Annotated in this window: 18 protein-coding genes and 1 pseudogene; 18 read left to right on the top strand and 1 reads right to left on the bottom strand. The window is 43.5% G+C overall.

Annotated features, from left to right (window positions below; all coding sequences use genetic code 11):
* Positions 1 to 72: 72 nt before the first annotated feature.
* Both ACOYW2_RS14450 and sppA read left to right on the top strand, forming a co-directional pair.
* Entirely contained in the window at positions 73 to 1,872 is a 1,800-nt protein-coding gene (locus ACOYW2_RS14450; RefSeq protein ID WP_180143487.1) for a 30S ribosomal protein S1, read from the top strand.
* Positions 1,873 to 2,589: 717 nt separating this feature from the next.
* Complete coding sequence (gene sppA / locus ACOYW2_RS14445; protein ID WP_482770880.1) at positions 2,590 to 3,345, top strand: signal peptide peptidase SppA; 756 nt, start codon at positions 2,590 to 2,592, stop codon at positions 3,343 to 3,345.
* A 259-nt stretch (positions 3,346 to 3,604) separates the two neighbouring features.
* Here the strand turns inward: sppA and ACOYW2_RS14440 are convergent, their stop codons facing one another.
* Positions 3,605 to 4,213 carry an L-threonylcarbamoyladenylate synthase gene (locus ACOYW2_RS14440; RefSeq protein WP_482770879.1) on the bottom strand — a complete coding sequence of 203 codons (609 nt, stop codon included), beginning with the start codon at positions 4,211 to 4,213 and terminating at the stop codon, positions 3,605 to 3,607.
* A gap of 482 nt (positions 4,214 to 4,695) precedes the next feature.
* Here ACOYW2_RS14440 and ACOYW2_RS14435 point away from each other — a divergent pair, with 482 nt between their 5' ends.
* The 16 genes and pseudogenes from ACOYW2_RS14435 to ACOYW2_RS14360 all read left to right on the top strand — a co-directional run bounded on the left by ACOYW2_RS14435 (position 4,696) and on the right by ACOYW2_RS14360 (position 22,408).
* The gene (locus ACOYW2_RS14435; RefSeq protein WP_482770878.1) at positions 4,696 to 5,850 is read left to right on the top strand and encodes a Wzz/FepE/Etk N-terminal domain-containing protein; all 1,155 of its coding nucleotides are present in this window, start codon (positions 4,696 to 4,698) and stop codon (positions 5,848 to 5,850) included.
* Between the two features lie 30 nt (positions 5,851 to 5,880).
* Entirely contained in the window at positions 5,881 to 7,152 is a 1,272-nt protein-coding gene (tviB, locus tag ACOYW2_RS14430) for a Vi polysaccharide biosynthesis UDP-N-acetylglucosamine C-6 dehydrogenase TviB (RefSeq protein WP_482770877.1), read from the top strand.
* A gap of 62 nt (positions 7,153 to 7,214) precedes the next feature.
* The gene (locus ACOYW2_RS14425; RefSeq protein WP_482770876.1) at positions 7,215 to 8,252 is read left to right on the top strand and encodes an NAD-dependent epimerase/dehydratase family protein; all 1,038 of its coding nucleotides are present in this window, start codon (positions 7,215 to 7,217) and stop codon (positions 8,250 to 8,252) included.
* 12 nt (positions 8,253 to 8,264) lie between these two features.
* Positions 8,265 to 9,596, top strand: coding sequence for a UDP-glucose dehydrogenase family protein (locus ACOYW2_RS14420; RefSeq protein ID WP_482770875.1), 1,332 nt, complete (start codon positions 8,265 to 8,267; stop codon positions 9,594 to 9,596).
* 3 nt (positions 9,597 to 9,599) lie between these two features.
* Positions 9,600 to 10,634, top strand: coding sequence for an NAD-dependent epimerase (locus ACOYW2_RS14415; RefSeq protein ID WP_482770874.1), 1,035 nt, complete (start codon positions 9,600 to 9,602; stop codon positions 10,632 to 10,634).
* Between the two features lie 103 nt (positions 10,635 to 10,737).
* On the top strand, positions 10,738 to 11,418 hold the full coding sequence (locus ACOYW2_RS14410) for an acylneuraminate cytidylyltransferase family protein (RefSeq protein ID WP_482770873.1): 681 nt from the start codon (positions 10,738 to 10,740) through the stop codon (positions 11,416 to 11,418).
* A 10-nt stretch (positions 11,419 to 11,428) separates the two neighbouring features.
* The gene (locus ACOYW2_RS14405; RefSeq protein ID WP_482771032.1) at positions 11,429 to 12,457 is read left to right on the top strand and encodes an N-acetylneuraminate synthase family protein; all 1,029 of its coding nucleotides are present in this window, start codon (positions 11,429 to 11,431) and stop codon (positions 12,455 to 12,457) included.
* Positions 12,458 to 12,631: 174 nt separating this feature from the next.
* Complete coding sequence (locus ACOYW2_RS14400; protein ID WP_482770872.1) at positions 12,632 to 13,459, top strand: NAD-dependent epimerase/dehydratase family protein; 828 nt, start codon at positions 12,632 to 12,634, stop codon at positions 13,457 to 13,459.
* A gap of 10 nt (positions 13,460 to 13,469) precedes the next feature.
* Positions 13,470 to 14,693 carry a UDP-N-acetylglucosamine 2-epimerase gene (gene neuC, locus ACOYW2_RS14395; protein ID WP_482770871.1) on the top strand — a complete coding sequence of 408 codons (1,224 nt, stop codon included), beginning with the start codon at positions 13,470 to 13,472 and terminating at the stop codon, positions 14,691 to 14,693.
* Positions 14,690 to 15,752 (top strand): annotated as a pseudogene (locus ACOYW2_RS14390) (nucleotidyltransferase family protein). The gene neuC (ACOYW2_RS14395) and the pseudogene ACOYW2_RS14390 overlap by 4 nt, the downstream one beginning before the upstream one ends.
* Entirely contained in the window at positions 15,745 to 16,746 is a 1,002-nt protein-coding gene (locus tag ACOYW2_RS14385; RefSeq protein ID WP_482770870.1) for a GDP-mannose 4,6-dehydratase, read from the top strand. The pseudogene ACOYW2_RS14390 and the gene ACOYW2_RS14385 overlap by 8 nt, the downstream one beginning before the upstream one ends.
* Positions 16,747 to 16,799: 53 nt before the next feature.
* Entirely contained in the window at positions 16,800 to 17,681 is an 882-nt protein-coding gene (locus ACOYW2_RS14380) for a surface carbohydrate biosynthesis protein (RefSeq protein ID WP_482770869.1), read from the top strand.
* 688 nt (positions 17,682 to 18,369) lie between these two features.
* Positions 18,370 to 19,293, top strand: a complete 924-nt coding sequence (locus ACOYW2_RS14375) for a hypothetical protein (RefSeq protein WP_482770868.1) — start codon at positions 18,370 to 18,372, stop codon at positions 19,291 to 19,293.
* A 260-nt stretch (positions 19,294 to 19,553) separates the two neighbouring features.
* Complete coding sequence (locus ACOYW2_RS14370) at positions 19,554 to 20,228, top strand: cytidylyltransferase domain-containing protein (protein WP_482770867.1); 675 nt, start codon at positions 19,554 to 19,556, stop codon at positions 20,226 to 20,228.
* Positions 20,221 to 21,384 carry a UDP-N-acetylglucosamine 2-epimerase gene (gene neuC, locus ACOYW2_RS14365; protein WP_482770866.1) on the top strand — a complete coding sequence of 388 codons (1,164 nt, stop codon included), beginning with the start codon at positions 20,221 to 20,223 and terminating at the stop codon, positions 21,382 to 21,384. The genes ACOYW2_RS14370 and neuC (ACOYW2_RS14365) overlap by 8 nt, the downstream gene beginning before the upstream one ends.
* Positions 21,356 to 22,408: an N-acetylneuraminate synthase family protein gene (locus ACOYW2_RS14360; RefSeq protein WP_482770865.1), complete on the top strand. Its 1,053-nt coding sequence runs from the start codon at positions 21,356 to 21,358 to the stop codon at positions 22,406 to 22,408. The genes neuC (ACOYW2_RS14365) and ACOYW2_RS14360 overlap by 29 nt, the downstream gene beginning before the upstream one ends.
* Positions 22,409 to 22,410 lie beyond the last annotated feature (2 nt).

Raw genomic sequence — 22,410 nt, 5'->3', positions numbered from 1 at the left:
TGTTGACCCGGATTACGCTCTCATTCATAACCGGTGGGGGCGTAAAATACATTGTTTAGGGGGTTAATATTAATGTCATTCAGTACAAACGAAACCAAGGGTAATAGGGAAGTGAAAACAGATCTTTTTGGTGATGCAATCGATGGTAATCTTACCACAGACGGGGAAGAGAGTTACGAGGATTTTCTCAAACTTTATGAGGAGAGCTTCAAATCTTTTTCCGAAGGCGAACTCGCAATTGGTAAGATCATTGCCGTAGACAAAGATTACGTCCTTGTTGATGTCGGATACAAATCCGAAGGTCTCATTTCCATCCACGAATTCAAAAATGAGAACGGCGAAGTTAACGTTGCCATTGGCGATGAAGTGGAGGTCATGGTTGAGCTTTGGGACGAAGAGGAAGAGCGTGTTGTCCTCTCCAAAGACAAAGCGGCCAAGATCAAGGTATGGGAGAAGATCAAAGAGATCTACGACGCAGAAGGCACCGTGGAAGGTGTTATCGCCAGCCGCGTCAAGGGTGGCTTCTCCGTCGACGTTGGACTTCAGGCTTTCCTTCCCGGGTCCCAGGCCGACCTGCGACCCATCCGCAATCTCGACGAGATGGTTGGCAAGACCTATACCTTCAAGGTTCTCAAGTACAACAGAAAACGCAGCAACATCGTCCTCTCCCGCAGGGTTATCCTTGAGGAAGAGCGTGAAAAGACCCGTTCCAAAACCCTCGAGACCATCGAGGAAGGAAAGGTCATGGACGGCGTTGTCAAGAACATCACCGAGTACGGTGTCTTCGTGGACCTCGGCGGCGTGGACGGTCTCCTCCACATCACCGATATCTCCTGGGGCCGTGTCAAGCATCCTTCCGAGCTCTTCTCCGTTGGTGACAACATCACCGTGAAGATCCTCTCCTTCGATCTTGAGAAGGAGCGTGTCTCCCTGGGTATGAAGCAGCTTTCCGAGGATCCCTGGGCATCTGCCGCAGAGAAGTACCCCGTGGGCTCCAAAGTGGGCGGTCGCGTGGTCAGCCTCACTGATTACGGTGTATTCGTTGAGCTCGAAGAGGGCATCGAAGGCCTCGTTCACGTGTCTGAAATGTCCTGGACCCGAAAGATCCGTCACCCTTCCAAGATCATCTCCGTGGGCGAAGAGATCGAGGCCATTGTTCTCGACATCAAGCCCGACAACCGCCGTATCTCTCTGGGTATGAAGCAGGTTGCGGAGAACCCCTGGGAGGTCATCAGCGACAAGTATCCCGTGGGTACCATCATCGAAGGCAAGATCAAGAACATCACCGACTTCGGTCTCTTCATCGGCATCGACGACGAGATCGACGGCCTGGTCCACATCTCAGATATCTCCTGGACCAAGCGCATCAAGCACCCCTCCGAAGTTTACAAGAAGGGCGATGTGGTGCAGGCGGTTGTTCTGGATATCGACAAGCAGAGCGAGCGTTTCTCCCTCGGCATCAAGCAGATCCAGGAAGATCCCTGGAAGAGTGTTGGCGAGCGTTACGCCGTGGGCACCGAGATCAACGGTACCGTGACCAATGTGACCGACTTCGGCGTGTTTGTTGAGCTGGAAGAGGGTATCGAAGGTCTGGTTCACGTTTCCGAGATCAGCAAAGAGAAGATCAAGACCCCCGTTGGTACCTACAACGTGGGCGACTCTCTGGTTGCCAAGGTGATGAATATCAACAGTGACGAGCGTCGTATCGGTCTCTCCATCAAACGTCTCGAGATGGAAGACGACAAGGCGATTCTGAGCGAATACATCAGCAACTCCAAGAAGCCCACTTCTGACTTCGGCGAGATCCTCCGTGAAAACCTGGCGGATCAGCTGAAAGGCGAAGAAGAAGGCGGTGATGACGCTGCTGAGTAGGCATATCCCATACGATTTGCCTGCAGGCTTTCTAAGGAGGGCCTGATAAAAGTGTGAAAAATGCCCCGGTCATGACGTGAGTCTTTCCGGGGCATTTTTTTTATTCGGTAAAACGCCCAGCGGCCGATTATTTCGGGTTTTGAGGCTTTGGTAGGGGCGGCCGCCGGGTAACTGAAATTAAGGGCAGGACTCAGAGATTTTGGTGTGTTTGTCGGGCTTGGTCATTGTTTGGGCCAACAGAGTGTTATTGATGATACGGTCCCAAAAGGCCGGCAGTCCGTAGGGTGAACTCTGTGCACCGTGTCCAGGTCGCCCAAGGTTTCTATTTTACTAAGGCGTTCGGAGTATGGCGGGTTTTGATTTTGGTGCACGGAGTGTATCCTAATATGATTGCCTGTGTGTCGATGATTTATCCCTTTTTTAAAAGCCGATGCGCTCGGGTGCCGAGGTTTAGGTAGGGTGCGCCGTGCGCACCGCCGAGTAGCCGAAACCAAGCGCAGGGCTCTGGGATTGACGTGTGTCGATTTTTTAGAATTATTATCACCCTTATAATGGTTTTTTATAGCCAAAGGTGAAACTATGTTTTCAAGACGTCATCCGATTCTGTTTTTTATCCTGATGTTGACCGGGATGTTTTCTGCGACCATTGTTGTGATCAGCGTAGGGGTGATGATTTCCCTGGCCCCCGAGGCGCCTGTGTTGGAGGAGGGGGTGGGGGTGGTGGAAATCACGGGCGTGATTTCCGACTCCCAGCAGGTGCTGGATGACCTGAAATATTTTCGAGATGCCGACGAGGTTAAGGCCATCGTTGTAAGGATTAATTCCCCCGGTGGCGGGGTTGGCCCGTCCCAGGAGATCTATCGCTCCCTCATGAGGTCTCGTGAGCTCAAGCCGGTCATTACCTCCATGGGTGGCGTAGCCGCATCTGGCGGCTATTACGCTGCCGCTGCCACAGATGGCATCGTGGCCAATTCCGGGACGATTACCGGGAGCATAGGGGTCATTATGGGCTATACCAATTTTCGTCAAATTTTGGACAAAATTGGCCTTGAACCCGTGGTTTTCAAAAGCGGTGACATGAAGGATGCCGGATCCCCCACCCGTGAGATGACCGAACAAGAGAGAGCCTATCTCCAGAAACTCGTCACGTCCCTCCATACCCAGTTCGTGCGCGACGTGGCCCAAGCCAGGGAACTTGAAGTGCCTGAGGTGGCCAAGCTTGCCGACGGCCGTATCTACACAGGTGAAGAGGCGCTGGCGCTTGGCCTTGTGGACCGCCTCGGTAATCTCGAAGATGCCCTGGAATGGGCCGCAGAGCTTGGAGGGCTCGAAGGAGAGCCCGAGCCCATCTATCCCCCACGTCCCAAAGAGAAAATGATCGATTATCTTCTTGATAACGCGGCGGTGCGGATTTCTTCGGCACTTCAGCCGTCGGAAATGGGGCCGTCGTTTTTGTTCAGGATGGGGAATTAAAACAGGTTATAGAATCTCAGCGAATAGATGATAGAAGGGAAGGTGCTGGACTGGTAATTTACCACGGATGAGTCTGACGTTGGTGAAGGCAGGCGGATAGCCTGGTTTTATGCATTTAATCTGTTTGTTGTTGGTGGTAGGGTGCACTTCACGTGTCAGACCATCAAAGGGAAAAGGCTTTCAATTGCCCCCAAAGGTACCCTGTATTTGACGGGATTGAACTCAGGTAAGAGTATGCACCCTGCTGACATATAACTGTCTATTCAAACATCGACACATCCCCAGCGCCTTTCCGGATGATCTCGGGCTCATCATTCAGAATCGAAATCACGCTGGAGTCTACCTCCGGCACATCCCCCCCATCGATGACGATATCCACCATGTGGCCAAATGTATCGTCAATCATCCAGGCATTGTTAAGAATCTCCTCACCAGGAAGCCCAGCTGACGTGGACAGGATCGGGTTTCCGAGTTCCCTGATAATCTCCATGCATATTGGGTTGTCAGGAACCCGGATGCCCGCAGTCTTGCGCTTGGTAAGCATCATTTTTGGGACCAGCTTTGTGCCTTCCAGAATGAATGTATATGGCCCCGGCAGAAGCTTTTTCAACATCCGGTACGCATAGTTAGAGACCTTTGCATAGTCACTGATATCTTTTAGATCCGAACAGATAAAGCTGAAGGGCTTGCTCTTGTCCCTCTGTTTTAGAAGGTAGACCTTCTCAATGGCCTTTTTGTTCATGATGTCACAGCCGATACCGTAGTGGGTGTCGGTTGGGTAGGCGATAAGCCCGCCGCTTTTCAAGCAGTCCACGACTCGGGAGACGTTACGGGGCTGTGGGTTCATTGGGTTGATGGTCAGGATCATTGCGATGCTCGCCTTTACGGAAATAGAATAAATTCGCTTTGTGAAATTTTTCATTTGTGGGCAACTCATTAGTTGATAAGATAAGTCCTCGCTCTTGTCAAAACAATAAATAAAAGGTGTTGCTGACGTTCTTTTTTTGTGGCTCGGTGGCTCGAAATATCCAGTGACTGAAGTTGTTTCGTGATATTCGGAAAATGTCTTTTTGGTTTGTGTATACAATGATTGCGAATGTGTCGTTTGTCTCAGAAATTCAACCAGCTGGTTGTGTGGGTGTGATATGTATATGCTCTGCAATACCGGCTGCCTTTTAGCCCGCTTTTGATAATGGTAGTTGGGAAGGTATAACTGTTGACATTGGCTTCCCCGAGAAGTAGTGTCATGACGATTTAAAACTCAAGCAGACTCAGGTAACTGCCGATGTTTCTTTAGTCTACCCCACCGATTCTCAAATCCGCTTACTGTAAGTGGAGGGGCGGAGCTATGTGCGCACCTTTACACCACAACAAAAATGTCAATCGCTTTCAGAATCAACATATCAAATCTTCCAAAACATGGAATCGAGAATGACTACTGAAACGAACAACGATCCGCAGCGATTCACTCACCCCATGTCGCCTTACCAGGCAATGCCCTATCCTGATGACGAAATTGACTTAAGAGAGGTCTTTGCGACTCTCTGGGCTCGTAAAAAATTTATCGGAATTGGTGTTCTTTTGATTGTGCTGGTTGCCACAGCGGTTGTTCTTTCCATGCCTGATATATACAGGGTTAAGACACTGGTGAGGCCAGGTATTATTTCTCAAAGACCGGAGGCAATGGCTACCTTTACGAAAAAATTGGTAAACTACAAGGGGCGGCTTGACGCTGGAGAATTCAGTGCTCAGATAAATAAACATCTTGAAGATAAATACCCAGATTTATCATATGTTCAAAATTTACTTAAGGTGGCTATACCTAACAATTCCGATGCTCTAAGCATATCTTATGATACACCGGTACCAGAGTTTGGAAAGGCTGTTTTAAGTCTCTTGATTTCTGAGTTGCGGAAAAAAGATAACGACAGAGTAAATTCTATTGTTATGGATTTGCAGTTAAGAGTGAAAAATAATAAAGAGTTTTTGTCTGAATGTAAAATAAAACAAGACAATATTGCGTATAGTATAGTCGAACTACAGAAACTGAATAATAATAGTAAAAAAGAAATTTTAGACTTATCAATAAAAAGAAAAAAATTTATTATTCAACCACTGAAAAATTTGTCTTCAGCTAAATCTTCCAATGTGAACTTTCAAAACGCACTTTTTCATAACAGCCTCGTGATTCAGAATAGGCAATACTTTTTAGATTTGAAGAGAGAGCAAAGATCGATCAGTACTGAGATCGGTTCGCTTGAGGATAGACTTCAATACACAAACGAATTGGTTAAAGAAATTAAGTCAAGTATAGATGAAGATATGCTTGCTATACAGAATATTAAAAACTTTAAAGAGATCGTGCCTGTGATTGTTGATAATGATCATGTTAGCCCGAATCGAAAAATCATTATTTTAATGAGCTTTGTCTGTGGCATTTTCGTTATGGTTTTTACCGCATTTGTGGTTGAGTATGTAATGCCTCACAATGACAAAGATTTTTAAATTGTTGTTTGCTATTCATAGAGAGTGATAATGCTAAATATTGACGAAATCAAACTTGCTATTGTTGGCCTTGGTTATGTAGGTCTTCCTCTTGCCGTTGAATTCGGAAAAAAAATCGATGTTATCGGTTTTGATATCGATGAAGCGAGAGTTGAAGAACTTACTGCCGGTAATGACTCTACACTTGAGGTTGAACCAGAACTTCTTAAACAGGCAGTTAAACTTACCTTTGGTTCAAAGATTGAGGCCCTGAACGATTCCAATGTATTCATCGTGACCGTTCCCACACCGATTGATGCTCACAAACAGCCAGACCTCACACCGCTTGTGAAAGCCAGTGAGATGCTCGGGAAGATATTGAAAAAGGGTGATCTTGTAATCTATGAATCCACAGTTTACCCCGGCGCCACAGAGGAAGTCTGTGTTCCTGAGTTGGAACGGTCCTCAGGCCTAACATTTAATGAGGACTTTTATGTTGGGTACAGCCCTGAGCGTATCAACCCCGGCGACAAGGAACACCGAGTTACTAATATTTTGAAAGTAACTTCGGGCTCAACTCCGGATATTGCCGATTTTGTGGATGCCCTCTACAAGATAATTATTGAGGCCGGCACCCACAAAGCAAGTTCTATCCGTGTGGCTGAGGCTGCAAAAGTAATCGAGAACACCCAGCGTGACTTAAACATCGCATTGATTAATGAACTCTCAATCATTTTCAACAAGCTGGGTATCAATACTGAAGAGGTCCTGAAAGCAGCAGGCACTAAATGGAATTTTTTGCCGTTTCGACCCGGTCTTGTTGGTGGGCACTGTATTGGTGTTGATCCTTACTATCTTACATTCAAGGCTCAGGAGATCGGTTACCATCCCGATGTGATTCTGGCCGGCAGGCGAATTAATGATGGCATGGGGGCTTACGTTGTCTCTCAGGTCGTCAAGTTGATGGTGAAAAAGCGAATTCAGGTCGAAGAAGCCAATATTCTTATTATGGGGCTTACCTTTAAAGAGAATTGCCCTGACCTCCGTAACACACGGGTGGTGGATATCATATCTGAGTTTAAGGATTACAATACCCGCGTTGATGTGTATGACCCTTGGGTAGATTCGGAAGAGGCCGAGAACGAATACGGTATTACTCCTGTAAAAGAGATGAAGCAGGGGTATTACGACGCAATTGTTTTAGCTGTTGCGCATGCTGAATTTAAGAATATTCAAGATATCAGAGTTTTTGGTAAAGACGTCAATGTTGTCTACGATGTCAAGTACCTTTTTTCTGCAGAATCAACAGATGGGCGACTGTAAAACACGAATAGCTTAAGTGTAAGCTGTTTTTTAAATCTTTCATAAAAATACGGTGATTTCTCGTGTCACGATTTGATCAGGTTAAGAGAATTCTAATTGAAAATGAATATAAATGGCTTATAACTGGCGTAGCAGGCTTTATCGGATCAAATTTACTTGAACATCTTCTACGGCTCAACCAGCGGGTTGTCGGACTCGATAATTTTGTAACGGGGTTTCAGAGGAACCTTGACGAAGTGAAAGGGCTTGTTACACGCGACCAGTGGGACCGATTCAGATTTATTGAAGGGGACATACAAAATGTCTCCTTATGTAATGACGCCTGTCAAGGTGTGGATTATGTTCTGCACCAGGCGGCATTGGGCTCTGTTCCTCGTTCTCTTGAAGACCCCATAACGACAAATGAAACAAATATATCGGGTTTTCTGAATATGCTGGTGGCAGCCCGTGACGCTAATGTCAAGAATTTTGTCTATGCCGCGTCGAGCTCAACCTATGGTGACCATCCTGCACTTCCCAAGGTCGAAGAGAATATTGGAAAGCCCTTGTCTCCGTATGCCGTGACCAAATATGTGAACGAGTTGTATGCGGACGTGTTCGCGAGATCTTATGGCTTTAAAACCATTGGGCTTCGATATTTTAATATTTTTGGCCCTCGCCAGGATCCCAATGGTGCCTACGCAGCGGTAATTCCAAAATGGATTGCGGCACTGTTAACTAAAGAACAGGTTTTTATAAATGGTGACGGCGAAACGAGCCGTGATTTTTGTTACATCAAAAATACAGTACAGGCTAACATCCTTGCATCATTAACAGAGAATTCCGAAGCTTTGAATCAGATCTATAATGTCGCGGTGGGTGACCGGACGACACTAAACCAGTTGTTTCGGGCAATTCAGGATAGACTTCTTACAACTGTAAAAAACATTGAAAAAGTTGAACCAAGTTATCGTGATTTCAGGGCTGGAGATGTAAAGCATTCTCAAGCCGATATCTCCAAAGCCGCTCACCTTCTTGGGTATGAACCAACCCATAACATTGACGCAGGACTGGATGAGTCAATGGGTTGGTATATCGATTTTCTTGGAAATATGTCGTAAGGATCTGAAAAAATGAAAATTACAGTGGTTGGAACTGGGTATGTTGGGCTTGTAACGGGTGCATGTTTTTCAGAGATGGGTAATACAGTCACCTGTGTCGATGTTGATAAGAAAAAATTGGAGAGCCTCGAAAAAGGGATTCTCCCGATTTATGAACCCGGACTTGATGGAATTGTTATCGACAATTATAAAAATGGTTTTTTGCAATTTTCTGATTCTCTCGAAGACTCAATGAAAGATACATCCATTGTGTTTATCGCGGTGGGCACCCCGCCGAAAGAGGATGGCTCTGCCGATCTTCAGCATGTTGTTGCCGTTGCTTCAGAAATTGGTAAGTATCTGAATGATTATACCGTTGTCGTGAATAAATCTACTGTTCCTGTTGGCACAGCTGAGCGTGTCACTGAGACGATAAACGAAGAATTGGAAAAAAGAGGGGTTCAGGTAGGATTTGATGTTGTGAGCAATCCTGAGTTTTTGAAAGAGGGGGATGCTGTCAATGATTTTATGAAACCCGACAGAATCATACTTGGTATAGAGTCTGCTAAAGCCGAAAACTATATGAAAGAGCTTTACAGCCCCTTTAACAGGAACCACGATAAAGTTCATGTCATGGGCGTCAAAGACGCTGAGATGACAAAATACGCAGCAAACTCGATGCTTGCCACCAAGATTTCTTTTATGAACGAAATAGCGGGCGTTTGTGAAAGACTTGGCGTCGATGTCGAGAACGTCAGGAAGGGGATAGGGTCCGATACGCGCATCGGGTATTCGTTTATTTATCCTGGTTGTGGTTACGGTGGTTCCTGCTTTCCTAAAGATGTAAAGGCGCTGATTCGAACAAGCCGGGAGAATGGATTTGAGCCGATACTTCTTGATGCTGTTGAGGCGAGAAATGCATCTCAGAAGCATGTTCTGTATAAAAAGATTGTATCAAAATTCGGTTCGGATCTTACGGGAAAGTGCTTTGGTATTTGGGGGCTTGCATTTAAGCCGGGAACAGATGATATGCGAGAAGCATCTTCAATTATCCTTATAAATAGCCTGATTGAGGCAGGTGCGACAGTCAGGGCCTATGACCCTCAGGCCATGGGGGAGGCTCTTGAGTGCTTTGAGCCTTCTTTTTTCAAAGACCAGAGACTGAGTCTCACTGAAAATCAGTATGACGCTGTCACGGGTGTCGATGCAATGGTTCTTGTGACAGAGTGGAAGCAGTTCCGTCAGCCTGATTACAAAGCGCTGAAAGAGTCAATGGCAGGCAATTTCATCTTTGATGGAAGGAACCTGTATTCTCCCGAATTTGTCAAATCTGTCGGTTTTCATTATATCGGAATTGGAAGATAAGTGATGATGGAAGTGTTTGCGCCCAAAAAATGCCTGATTACCGGAGCCGCAGGTTTTATCGGCTTTAGCCTCTCAAAAAGGTTGCTGGATGAGGGCATTGAGGTTGTCGGAGTCGATAATCTTAATGATTATTACGATATCGAACTTAAAAAAGCACGCCTTGCGATTTTAAACGGTTACGATTGGTTTACCTTTATAAAGGCCGATATTGCTGACCGTGATGCGACGGCTTCGCTCTTTGAAGAGCATACTTTCGAAGCCGTGATTAACATGGCGGCCCAGGCCGGTGTTCGCTATTCCATCGAAAATCCCAATGCCTATGTGGATTCCAATTTGGTGGGATTTGTTAATCTACTTGAAGGGTGCAGGCACACCTGCGTGAAGCATTTTCTTTATGCTTCATCAAGTTCTGTCTACGGGGCTAATACAAATATGCCTTTTTCGGTTCACGATAACGTAGATCATCCCGTCTCCCTTTATGCTGCTACGAAAAAGTCAAATGAGCTTCTTGCCCACTCCTACAGCCATCTTTATGGCCTCGCCTGTACTGGCCTTCGATTTTTTACTGTATACGGCCCTTGGGGACGTCCTGATATGGCGCTATTTCTTTTTACAAAGGCCATTTTGGATGGTGAGCCAATAGATGTCTTTAACCATGGAGACATGAAACGCGATTTTACATATATTGATGATATTGTAGAAGGTGTTTTCAGGGTGATAAAAAAAATCCCTGTTCCCTATGCTTCTTGGAATGGCGATAGACCTGATCCCGGAACATCCTACGCGCCATATAGGATCTACAATATTGGCAACAATGCATCTGTGGGCTTAAATGAGTTCATTTCTGAAATAGAGAAAGCTTTGGATAAGGAAGCTTTCAGGAATTTGATGCCCATGCAGAATGGAGATGTACCTGAAACATTTGCTGATGTCGAAGATCTGATTAGCGAGATTGGTTTCAAGCCAGCTACTTCAATAAGAGAAGGTGTCAGGAAATTTGTTGATTGGTATATGTCCTATTACAAATCGCGTGGATAGGCTAATTAATAGTTAAGGGTGTGACTTGCTGTTTGAATAGGTCTTTCAAGCGGCCTGGTTAAGACTGGTCTAATCTATCTATCAACTGAGGTGTTGGTATATTTTGAAAGTTTTGGCTATAATTCCAGCGCGCGGCGGCTCAAAAGGGATTCCGAATAAAAATATCATTGATTTGAATAATCGTCCTCTTGTGAGTTACTCGATTGCTTCGGCCCTAAATTCTAACTACGTATCCGAGGTGGTGGTAACTTCAGATGATGACCGAATACTCAGTGTTGGCGATCAATATGGGGCCAGATGTATAAAGAGACCTGATATTCTGGCAACCGATGAAGCGAAAATGGAGCCCGTGATTGATCATGCATTGAGGTCCGAGTTAAAAGCAGGAAATGAGTACCACTACTTTATCTTATTGCAGCCGACGTCGCCTTTAAGAAATTCATCAGATATTGACTCGGCAGTTGAGCAAATTATCGACAGCGGAGCCAATTCATTGATCAGTGTTTCTGAATTTGGTTATAAGCCATTCAAATGTTTCGTAATGACGGCGAAAGGGCGTTTGAAAGGGTTTGTCGATGATGAATCTCCATTTATGCGCAGGCAGGATCTACCCCAGACATATCTTCCAAATGGTGCAATATATATATGCAGAACAGATTTGTTTTTGAAATCAGGAAAAATTTTTAATAATCCATGTGTTCCCTATATAATGTCAAACGATAGAAGTATAGATGTCGACAGCCTCGATGATATTAAAACGATAGGAAAGATCTTGGGAGACTAACGTGGCAGAAATGAGAATTAACAACAGGAAGATTGGTCCGGAATATCCTCCACTTGTCATTGCGGAAATCGGCATCAACCACGAGGGGGCTTTTTTAAAGGCAAAACAGATGGTTGATGACGCGTATAACGCCGGATGCGAGTGCGTAAAGTTCCAGTGTCATGTCATTGAAGATGAAATGGTTCCAAATGATGTGATTCCCAAAAATGCAAATGAGTCCATATGGGATATCATGGACCGCTGCAAGCTGAGCGAACAGGAAGATCGGGAGCTACAGAGGTATGTCGAGTCAAAAGGCATGATCTATTTGTCAACACCTTTTTCAAGGGCAGCAGCCGACAGGCTCGAAGGCATGAATGTTCCAGCTTACAAAATCGGTTCTGGGGAGTGCAATAATTACCCTCTCATCGAGCATATAGCCAAGTTTGGCAAACCAGTTATTCTCAGCACAGGCATGAATGATATCAAGTCTGTTTCAAAGGCCGTGGGTATCCTTAGAGAAGCCAAGGTTCCGTACGCGCTATTGCATTGCACATCCATGTACCCGACACCTTATGAAAAGGTGAGGCTGGGAGGCATTTATGATTTGGCTCAGGCCTTTCCTGATGCGATTGTCGGGTTAAGCGACCACTCGATTGGTAATTATACCTGTTTTGGAGCTGTCGCTCTCGGTGGGTCTATACTGGAAAAGCATTTCACATCCGACAAGACGTGGCCGGGACCCGATGTACCAATCTCCATCGACCCGCAGGAACTGAAAGACCTCATTGTTGGCTCGCGTGCAATCCATGTAGCGTCGGGCGGTAACAAAACAATTATCCCCGAAGAACAGCCCACGATAGATTTTGCATATGCGTGCGTCGTAGCTATTAAAGATATTGGTAAAGGTGAAGTGTTCACAGAGGATAATATATGGGTTAAACGGCCGGGAACCGGTGAAATAAAAGCTGAATACTATAAAGATGTAATCGGGAAAATTGCAACTCACGGCATTAAGCAGAATAAACAGATAGAAAAGAAAGATATAGAAAAATTTTAGAGTTGTTCTTTCCTTGAGGTAGACTTGTTTGGTATGCATGTATGCAGGCATGGCTTTCAGATAGGCAGTGCCGGCTCAATTCTGAAAGATCATTTACAGGGTACCATGCTATATATTAATGGACATTTGGCGATTGTTTTGAAAAAGTGCCCTTAAACGATTTAGGTAAACATTTTGAGAATAGTTGTCACCGGTGCAAATGGCTTTATCGGAACAGCAGTGGTTAGAGAACTGCTAAAAAGGGATGTTGAGTGCATTCCTGTGTCACGATCAAAACAAGCTACTAATCCAAATCAGGTCATTGTCAAGCATTATGCCCATGCCCCCGAAGCAGATATTTTAATTCATCTCGCCGAGAATTCTAATGTCGCAGAAGTCACTAATTACGAAAAGTATATCGGATTGGCAAGGGATACCTTAAACCAGTTGATAGACAAACGTTATCGGAGAATTGTCTATGCATCTTCCTGTTTGGTTTATGGGGATAAAGGTCTAAAAAAGTGGAAAGAATCTGATTGCGTAGCGCCATATAACACATACACTAAGATGAAATTATCTTGCGAAGGCCTCATAAAAGAGAGAGTTGATAATTATGTCTGTGCCAGACTGAGTAATGTATATGGGCCTAGGATGTCATCTGTTAACGTATTTTCAGATATTATGAAACAAATTGATGGCTCAGGACCAATAATAGTCAGAAATGAAACTCCTCTGAGGGATTATATACATGTAGAGGATGTTGCTGTTGGTTTGGCCGATATGGCGATGGGGCGGCCCAAAGGGATATATAACATAGGAACAGGTCAGCTCTTTTCTGTAAGGGATATAGCTGAAAAGATAGCCTGTTTATCCAAAATTTCTAAGCATCGGGATATTAAGTCTATGGCAGAAAGCCGGGATGCCATATCATGCATCAGCATTGACGTATCTAAAGCGCAAAATGATTTTGGGTGGATGTCAAAAATAGATCTAAACCGTGGTATTAACCAGTTGATGAGTTAAGGTTATAAGAATGAGCTCAAAAAGAATAATTGCAGTATTTACTGGAAACAGGGCAGAATATGGACTGCAATATCCTATTCTCGAGGCTATTGATAAACATCCGAACTTGGATTATCGCTTGATTGTTTCCGGAGCACACTTGGACAAAAATTTTGGTGAAACCTTGAAAGAGATTGAACGCGATGGCTTTACTATTCATGCTGAGGCCAAAGTCGATCTCGAAGAGGATACGCTTTATGCAACATCAAAGGCAATCGGTTCAGGTATTCTTTCTATTACTGAAATTCTTAATGATATCAGGCCAGATGTGTTTGTCGTCTATGCTGATAGATTTGAAGGTTTTGCAGCTGTTATTGCTTCAACTCAAATGAATATACCCACAGCTCATATAGAAGGTGGAGACCTTACAGAAGGTGGAGCGCTGGATGATTCAGTGAGGCATGCAATGACAAAACTCTCGCATATCCATTTTACGACTAACCATCAGGCTAGTAACAGGTTATTGGCCATGGGCGAAGAATCATGGCGAGTGAATACTGTTGGGTTTCCAGCAATAGACATGATATCCAATGGGAACTATGCTTCAAAAGAGGAACTGGCAGCTTCCTACGGACTTGATTTTGCAAAACCGATTCTTCTTTTTACCCAACACTCTGTAACGACGGAGTTTGATTCTGCAGTCGATCAATTGATACCTTCAATTGATGCCTTGAAAGAACTTTCATTACAAGGGTGCCAGGTAATAATAACATACCCCAATAACGATGCTGGGGGGCGAGCCTGCATTGAAGAATTGAGTAAAATCGATTTGAATGAATATCCAAATATTCAGATACGCAGTTCCTTGGGGCGATACAACTACCATGGCGTTCTTGCTTTAGCACGCGAGGCGGGTATACGTATTGTATGTGTTGGTAACTCGTCATCTGGCATCAAGGAAACCCCGGCATTTGGTTGTCCTACCGTCAACATTGGGTCAAGGCAGAAGGGACGGTTGCGTGCCGCAAACGTGGTTGATGTCGGGTATGATAAGGAACAATTGATTAAGACTATCGACCACTGTCTGTCTGACGATGACTTTATAAAGAAATGTAATATGTGTGAGAATCCTTATGGTATTGGAAATGCGGGGCAAAAGATTGCACAGGTACTTACAGAAATTGAGATCAATCAAGCTCTTTTGAGAAAAGGAATGACCCTGGAAGGAAAATCCGACAAGGGATGGTTTAAATGATTGATTGTGAACTAAGCATCCAGGCAACTTTGAAGAATGCGGTGGATGTCATAGAAAAAAAGAGAAAAACCATAGCGGTCATAACAAACGACAGGATGGAGGTGGTTGGAACCATAAGTGACGGCGATATCCGCAGGGCTCTTCTCTCGGGGTATGATCTGGGCAGCCCTGTTACATGCGCTTTGAATGCCAATCCAGTTGTAGCGTCTGAGAACCAAACAAAATCTTATTATAAAAAAATAATCAAGGAGAATTACCTTGAGGCTGTCCCGGTCGTTGGAAACAATGGCCGGTATATCAAAACGATACATATTGCAGAACTTTCAGGTGGCTTGGAAAATGATGATGCGTCTGGCTTCTCCTGTGCAGTAATAATGGCAGGTGGAGAGGGGAGACGGCTGAGGCCATTTACAGAGACAATCCCAAAGCCCATGGTGCAGATTGGTGAAGTTCCACTTATAGAGTTACAGGTAAAACGACTCGTAAAATCGAAAATTACGCAAATATATATCTGTGAACTACCTGAGTCACGTGATTGAAGACTATCTTAAAGACGGGGCTCATCTGGGCGCTTCAATTACCTATATTCGGGAAACAAAAAAACTTGGGACTGCCGGTGCCTTGTCACTGATCGAAAACAAGCCTGATGGCCCAATCCTGCTTATGAACGGGGATGTCCTGACCAATTCGCAATTTGGGAATCTTTTAAAATTTCACAATGAGTATGAAGGTTTGATTACGGTTGCTTCTGTCGAGCATAATATTCAGATACCTTACGGGGTCATTCGTTCCGATGGGCCAAGAATTGTCGCGCTTGAGGAAAAGCCATCCCAAAGGTTTTTGTGCAATGCCGGAATATATGCTATGTCGCCGGATGTGATTAGTGCCATACCTTATAACACTTTTTTTGATATCACAGACCTAATTGAAGATTACATTGGAAATGAGAAGTGCGTCAATGTATTCCCGATTCATGAATACTGGGCAGATATTGGAACCCCATCGGATCTGAAAAGAGTTCGTAATGAAATAAACATTGAGGAGTTCGGGAATGCATAGTGAATTACAGGGTAAATCAGTATTGGTCACTGGTGCGGACGGTTTTATCGGAAGCCATCTTGTGGAGTTGCTTGTCCAATATGGCGCGTCGGTTAAAGCCTTCGTTTATTATAACTCATGGAATCAAATCGGTTGGCTCAGTGATATCAGGCCAGACTTTTTAAGTGCCATTGAGGTTGTTACGGGAGATATACGCGATTGCGAGCGTGTTCGAAACACCGTTGCGGGGTGTGATTATGTCTTTCACCTTTCAAGTCTTATAGCTATTCCTTACAGCTATCATGCGCCGAGGACCTATGTGGATACAAATGTCACCGGTGTATTGAATGTGCTTTCAGCGTGCCGTGAGTCTGATTCATTGACTCGGCTTGTACATGTTTCTACCTCTGAGGTGTACGGGTCAGCCCAGGTCGTCCCCATTGGAGAGTCGCATCCTCTCGTAGGACAGTCCCCATATTCTGCCAGCAAAATTGCTGCAGACAAGATGGCGGAAAGTTTTTATATGTCATTTGGCCTTCCTGTCGTAACAGCCCGCCCTTTTAATACCTTTGGTCCCAGGCAGACAGCCAGGGCCGTAATACCCACAATCGCGAGCCAGTTGGTGTCTGGTTGCAGTGAACTTACCCTGGGGGCTTTGTCACCGACGAGGGATTTCAACTATGTGACAGATACCGCTGAAGGTATGATTGCTTTGGCGCTTTGTAAAGAAGGCGAAGGCATGGTTGTGAATATTGGCAGTGGAAAAGAGTGGTCAATCGAAGAAACAGCTAATTTTTTGATGGATATTACAAGCAATAGGGTTCCAATTGTCTGCGATCAAGAGCGCTTGAGGCCAGAAAAAAGTGAAGTGAATAGGCTGCTTGCAGATAATAGAAAAATTATGCAATTGACTGCTTGGGAAAGTAGGATTGAGTTTCGCAAGGGCTTGGAACTGACTGTTGATTGGATAAGAGAGAATATTGATTTGTTTAATGCGACGCGCTATTCTCTGTAAGTTTCGTTTTGAACACCTTTTTGGCATTGCAATAGTGGTGAGAGTGTAAAAAAATGGCGAACTATAAAATTCTGATGCCCGTTGAGACAGCATCCAGAGAGTTGCCATATAAGCTGATGCTTGCGTCTCAGTTTTCTGCTCTGGGTTATCAATGCTACATCGGGTCAAAGAATGAAATATTTAAGTTAATAGATAAACTGAGCCCTGTTGTTTATTTTGACAAAGGTTACCATGAAGGTCAATCAGAATCGATTTATAGAAAAATTAAGTCACAAAATGGATTAATTATAAATCTCGATGAGGAAGGTGGTGTCGATTATGAGAACTGTACAACCATACTTTCTCGTTATTCGAAACCTGTATTTGACTATTGTGACCTGGTTTTTTTTTGGGGGGATTGCCAGAAGCGGATGATTGAGAATAGCGGTGCTTTTTTCGCTCCAGAAAAAGCTATTGTCACCGGCCACCCGCGTTTTGAAATGCTGAAGCCTTCATTTCATGGGCTGTATCAAAAGGAAGTTGATGAATTAAAGAGTTCCTATCAGGACTACATTCTTATAAATACAAACATGGGATTTGGAAACAACCTTAGAGGTGACGAATTTGTCCGCTTGAATTATGGAGACAGAATAAAAAATATTGAAAAAGTAATCAAGTATGACAAAGAAAAAATCTGGCATTATATCACCTTGGTTAAGGAATTGGCTGCAAAAAGCAATTTGAATATTGTAGTAAGGCCACATCCAGAGGAAAATATTCACGCCTATTCTTCAGAATTGAAGAACTTGTCTAACGTATACGTTGTGTACTACGGATCTGTTGTTCCTTGGATTTTGGGGGCAGAGGTTATGATCCATCCTGATTGCACTACTGGAATCGAAGCGTTTATGATGGGAAAAACTTCTGTCTGCATTCACGAAGCTCCTCAGAAATGAAGTATTTACCTATGTTCCTGTTGAGTTGAGTCATAAGTTAAGAAAAAAAGATGATGTCGTAACATTTTTGAAAAATAGTGATTTTAAGAAAAAATTGCCGGCAAAATCAAATGACTTGCTTAATGACTATTTTTCATACTCAACGGGTACCTCCCAGGATGTGATAAAGCATGTTACAGACCTGACAGCCCAAGTGTCTGATGTCAAATCAACTGACCTTTCATTGATGTATCAATTGCAATGTCGGATACGATACAATTTATCTGGATTTTATCATAATATGCTGAAGGATAATGCTTTTGTATTATCTAAGAACAAACTGAAAGGTCTGAACAGAGAGTGTATGCAGAAAATTATTGGTAAGTATGAGTCGACAGGAATATCCAGCAAAAAGATAATAATAAAGAAGGTTAATGGCGGATTATTTCTTTTACGGGAAAAAAGAGTCTGTTCTTTTTGATGTTTGGATGTTGGCGTGCTGACCATCTCAATATTTCAGATCAGCAGATGAATCATGCGATTTATTTAAGTTATTACGATTTGTCTTTTTTTATTGGAACTGATCCTGGCATTAATAATTAACAGGCTGCGAAGCAGTTATGGTATCCGTAGTTTACTTGGTGAGTGTTGAAAAGTTACATGGTAAAGCCTTAAGTTGCAAAGTAGCTCTTTTAGAGTAAATGATATAATGAAAACAACGTATGATCTGGTTTTGGTGCTGGGATACTTCAGGCGTTTGACCTCCTATTTTAGTATCATTAGGTACTTATCTAAGGAATTTCGCATTGGCTTGTTGCCTATACCTTTATTTGAGGAAGGTAGAAACAAGCAGATTTCAGCCCAAAAAGACTTCATCAAAAGGTGTGTTTCCTTGGGAGCTGAGGTTGTCCCTGAAGGAGACTATTCATCAGAACTCTTTTTGATACCTCAGGAGCATTATACTGAGGATGCTTACAGGTTAATTCAGGAACAGGTTGGAGACTCAAAGCGTGTGGGGATGTGTAATCTTGCTTGGGCTGGTCTTCATGACGATTTTATTTCTATCCTTAATATTCAGAAAGTTTTTGTTATTCATAAAGAATTTTTTAATTTTTTATTAGAGAAAAGAGACTCCTATCACAACTATTGTCTAGTTGGCCTGCCTTTTTTTAAATATCCAGTATTTCAAGAATTTCGTGCCGATTATTTGTTTGCAATGCCGACGCCGTACAGCTTTCCCCATGAAAAAGATAAGTGGCATTTTTTGGAAACAGCATCTTCCCTCCTTGATGAAATTCCAAAAACAGATGTGATTGCATACAAAACTCACAACGCATCAGAAGTAGAATATTTTTCAACACCTCCATACCGTTTCTTGTCAAAGGTATTCAGGCTTTTGCCTTTTATCGGCAAAAAGCTTCTGAGGTGGCTAGCTGAGAGCTCATCAGATAAGGTAACCAGTTTTTTTGGAAAGGTTTATTCAGGGTATCTGTTCGATGACATCATGAAACGTGTTGTTCCTATGATGAGAAAAACACCTGATTCCCATTATGCATTGGAAGCTTTTTTGCCGGGGATAAATAAAGGGATTATTGGGGGGCTCAGCAATACCATATGGGTCTACTCTAACTGAAACTTCCATATTACAACTGTATAGACATATCCCTTCAGGACCTTTACACGGAAAAAAACCTGTATAATAAACGGCCCCCTACGTCACTGTTGCATTTGAATTTGAGTTTTTTTGGGGTTCCTTATTGTAAGGGGCATTTGGATTTTGACAGGGATTTGTTTGATATAATCGATGAAGAATCTCGTAATCGAGACCTTCTGTTTGAAATCAAAAGCTTAATTGCAGATCAATAGAAACTTATTTAATAAAGTGGGATAAAGATGAAGCCAGTATCCGTTGTGATAAATGCACGTTTAGGATCAAGTCGGGTAAAAAATAAACTGACACGCCCGTTTGCAGGTGAAAGCCTGATAAAAATTGCTTTGGAAAAGTTGAACACAATGGATTTTTTCCAGAACAGGTATTTGGCCGTAGCTGAGCCCGAATTAATGAGGCTTGCTGAAGGGTATGACAATGTCGAAATTTTAGAACGAAAGCCCGAGTCTGTGAGACCTGGAGTCAACCCGCAAAATATAACTTTTGCGCATTATCTGAAGATTCCCACAAAATATATTTTTGTATTTAATCCGTGTTTGCCCTTGCTTAACGTTGAAACCGTTAAACGAGCTTATGACTATTTTCAAGAAACCGATTTTCCATCATATACCTCGAGTATTCCTACACGCGACTGGATTTTTGATGATGCGGGTAATGCTGTTACAAATGATGACCCCCGAAATTTAACGACGAATAAAGGCAAGCAGTTTTTTAAAGCAGCACATGCGTTCCATATTGTGAACCGCGATGTTTTAAAAAATGAAGGATATCATTGGACATTCACACCGAATGATCCGCATCTTATTCAGATTCCGGAAGCCGAATCCGTAGATGTTGATGAGGAGTTGGATTTTGAATTTGCCGAGTTCTGTTATAAAAAAGTGAGATTGCATGGATAGTACGCATAAAATAGCAGTAATAATTACCAATCGCACAAATTATTCAAAGCTTAAACTCATCCTGTTGGAGCTCTCTAAGCACAGCAATGTTTGTATAAAGATTATTGCCAGTTCATCTATTCTTCTCGAAAAGTACGGTGCCGCATATAAAGATCTGGAGGCAGACGGATTTCAAGTTGATGTGACCCTCGATTGTTTGATGATGAATGATAGTCATGAAGCAATGGTCAACACTGTTGGACTTTCCATGATCAAACACTCAAGCTATTTTGAGAGGTATAAGCCGGATATGTTATTAATTGTAGGGGATAGGTTTGACACCTTATCGCCTGCTCTGGCTGCCATGATGATGAATATACCCATTGCACATGTGCAAGGCGGAGAAGTAACAGGAACGATTGATGACAAGGTCAGAAATTTAATCACCATTGGATCCAATCTGCATTTTGTTTCTACAGAAGCAAGTAAGGAAAGATTGATTAATTTTGGCTGCAATGAATCCACCGTATTTAATTATGGATGCCCTGCCGTAGAATATATCAGTTCGCTTGATGTAGGCGAATCTCTTGATGCCGGAAGGCTTAAGAAAAAATTTAAGCGAAAAATCGAGATAAACTCCAATGAGGACTATTTTCTCGTAATGGCCCACCCAGACACAACCAATGCCAGGGATATCGATATGGATACGATATTAACTGCTGTGGAATCATTCGGGAAGAAAGCATTCGTGTTTTATCCAAACATTGATGCAAATAACTCAAAAATAATAGAAGGGATGTCAAGGCACAAGGCGAACCCTCACTTTTACAGTATCCGCCATATGCCGCTGGAGGGTTTTTCACATTTAATGGCTCATTGCTCCTGTATGATAGGAAATTCCAGTGCCGGAATACGGGAGGCAGCCTCTTTCGGTGTTCCTGTTGTTAATATCGGGGACCGTCAGTACGGAAGAGAACGCAATCACAATGTTATCGATGTGTTATGTGATTACGATGAGATAGTTTCTGCAGTCAGAATATCGCTGGAAACCAAATATTCGAAAGCGAACATATATCACAAACCCGGATGCGCAAAGCGCATTTCTGATCAGATCCTGTGTTATTCGGATGCACTAAAGGCGGAGAAAAGTGAGAATCACTGGTCAACTAAAAATTGAAGACAGGTCAATCGGGGGGGATTATCCTTCATTCGTTATCGCCGAAGTTGCCCAGGCTCATGAAGGTTCTCTTGGTATTGCGCACAGTTTTATTGACCGTGCGTCCGAAGTTGGTGCTGACGCCATTAAGTTTCAGACTCATATCGCTGATGCCGAAAGCACGGTGGATGAAGAATTCCGGGTTAGATTTTCATACGAAGACAAGTCCCGCTATGACTACTGGAAACGTATGGAGTTCACCCCAGAGCAGTGGGCTGGTCTTTACCAGCATGCGAAGGATTCCGGGATCGTTTTTCTGAGTTCAGCGTTTTCTGTCGAGGCAGTCAAAATGCTGGACGAAATCGGGATCCCTGCGTGGAAGGTTGGCTCGGGTGAAATCAACAACCCGCAACTTTTGAATGCAATGATCGATACCAAGAAACCCATTTTACTCAGTACCGGGATGAGTAATTGGGAGGAAGTGGATGCATCTGTAGAGTTGTTGAAGGCTGCACATATCGATTATGCTTTGTTTCAATGCACTAGCAAATATCCATCAAAGCTCAGCGAAGTTGGGCTTAATGTCCTTTCAGAAATGAAAGCCCGTTACGGTGTCGCGGTAGGCCTTTCCGATCATTCGGGTACTCTGTTTCCTTCTTTGGCGGCAATTGCGCAGAGTGCCAGTTTGGTTGAGGTTCACGTTACCTTTGATAAAGCGATGTTTGGCCCAGATGCACCGGTCTCGCTAACGTTCGATCAGCTGGAATTCCTGATAGAGTCCCGAGATGCTTTTTATGAAATGCACCAAAATCCTGTAGAGAAAAACGATCTCTATCATGATTTTAAACATATGAAATCGCTTTTCAATAAAAGTGTCGCGCTCAGGTGGGACATGGATGCGGGTACCATTCTCTTGAGTGATATGCTGACCACAAAAAAACCCGGGACTGGCATTCCAGCAAGTAGATTACAAGATTGTATCGGAAAGCGTCTCAAAAAAAGAATAAATGCAAACCGCGTTTTGAAATTCGACGATATTTATTGAGT

This window comes from Desulfoluna sp. CLI2B, from assembly GCF_056847375.1.
Note: the sequence above shows the minus strand (reverse complement) of the source record. Positions and strands in the feature narration are given on the sequence as shown.

Bases quoted from the DNA above. Each gene is read 5' to 3' on its own strand.
- ACOYW2_RS14450 (WP_180143487.1), top strand. From the start codon at position 73: ATGTCATTCAGTACAAACGAAACCAAGGGTAATAGGGAAGTGAAAACA.
- ACOYW2_RS14440 (WP_482770879.1), bottom strand. From the start codon at position 4,213: ATGATCCTGACCATCAACCCAATGAACCCACAGCCCCGTAACGTCTCC.
- tviB (WP_482770877.1), top strand. From the start codon at position 5,881: ATGCTAAATATTGACGAAATCAAACTTGCTATTGTTGGCCTTGGTTAT.
- ACOYW2_RS14420 (WP_482770875.1), top strand. From the start codon at position 8,265: ATGAAAATTACAGTGGTTGGAACTGGGTATGTTGGGCTTGTAACGGGT.
- ACOYW2_RS14415 (WP_482770874.1), top strand. From the start codon at position 9,600: ATGATGGAAGTGTTTGCGCCCAAAAAATGCCTGATTACCGGAGCCGCA.
- ACOYW2_RS14405 (WP_482771032.1), top strand. From the start codon at position 11,429: ATGAGAATTAACAACAGGAAGATTGGTCCGGAATATCCTCCACTTGTC.
- neuC (WP_482770871.1), top strand. From the start codon at position 13,470: ATGAGCTCAAAAAGAATAATTGCAGTATTTACTGGAAACAGGGCAGAA.
- ACOYW2_RS14385 (WP_482770870.1), top strand. From the start codon at position 15,745: ATGCATAGTGAATTACAGGGTAAATCAGTATTGGTCACTGGTGCGGAC.
- ACOYW2_RS14380 (WP_482770869.1), top strand. From the start codon at position 16,800: ATGGCGAACTATAAAATTCTGATGCCCGTTGAGACAGCATCCAGAGAG.
- ACOYW2_RS14375 (WP_482770868.1), top strand. From the start codon at position 18,370: ATGAAAACAACGTATGATCTGGTTTTGGTGCTGGGATACTTCAGGCGT.
- ACOYW2_RS14370 (WP_482770867.1), top strand. From the start codon at position 19,554: ATGAAGCCAGTATCCGTTGTGATAAATGCACGTTTAGGATCAAGTCGG.
- neuC (WP_482770866.1), top strand. From the start codon at position 20,221: ATGGATAGTACGCATAAAATAGCAGTAATAATTACCAATCGCACAAAT.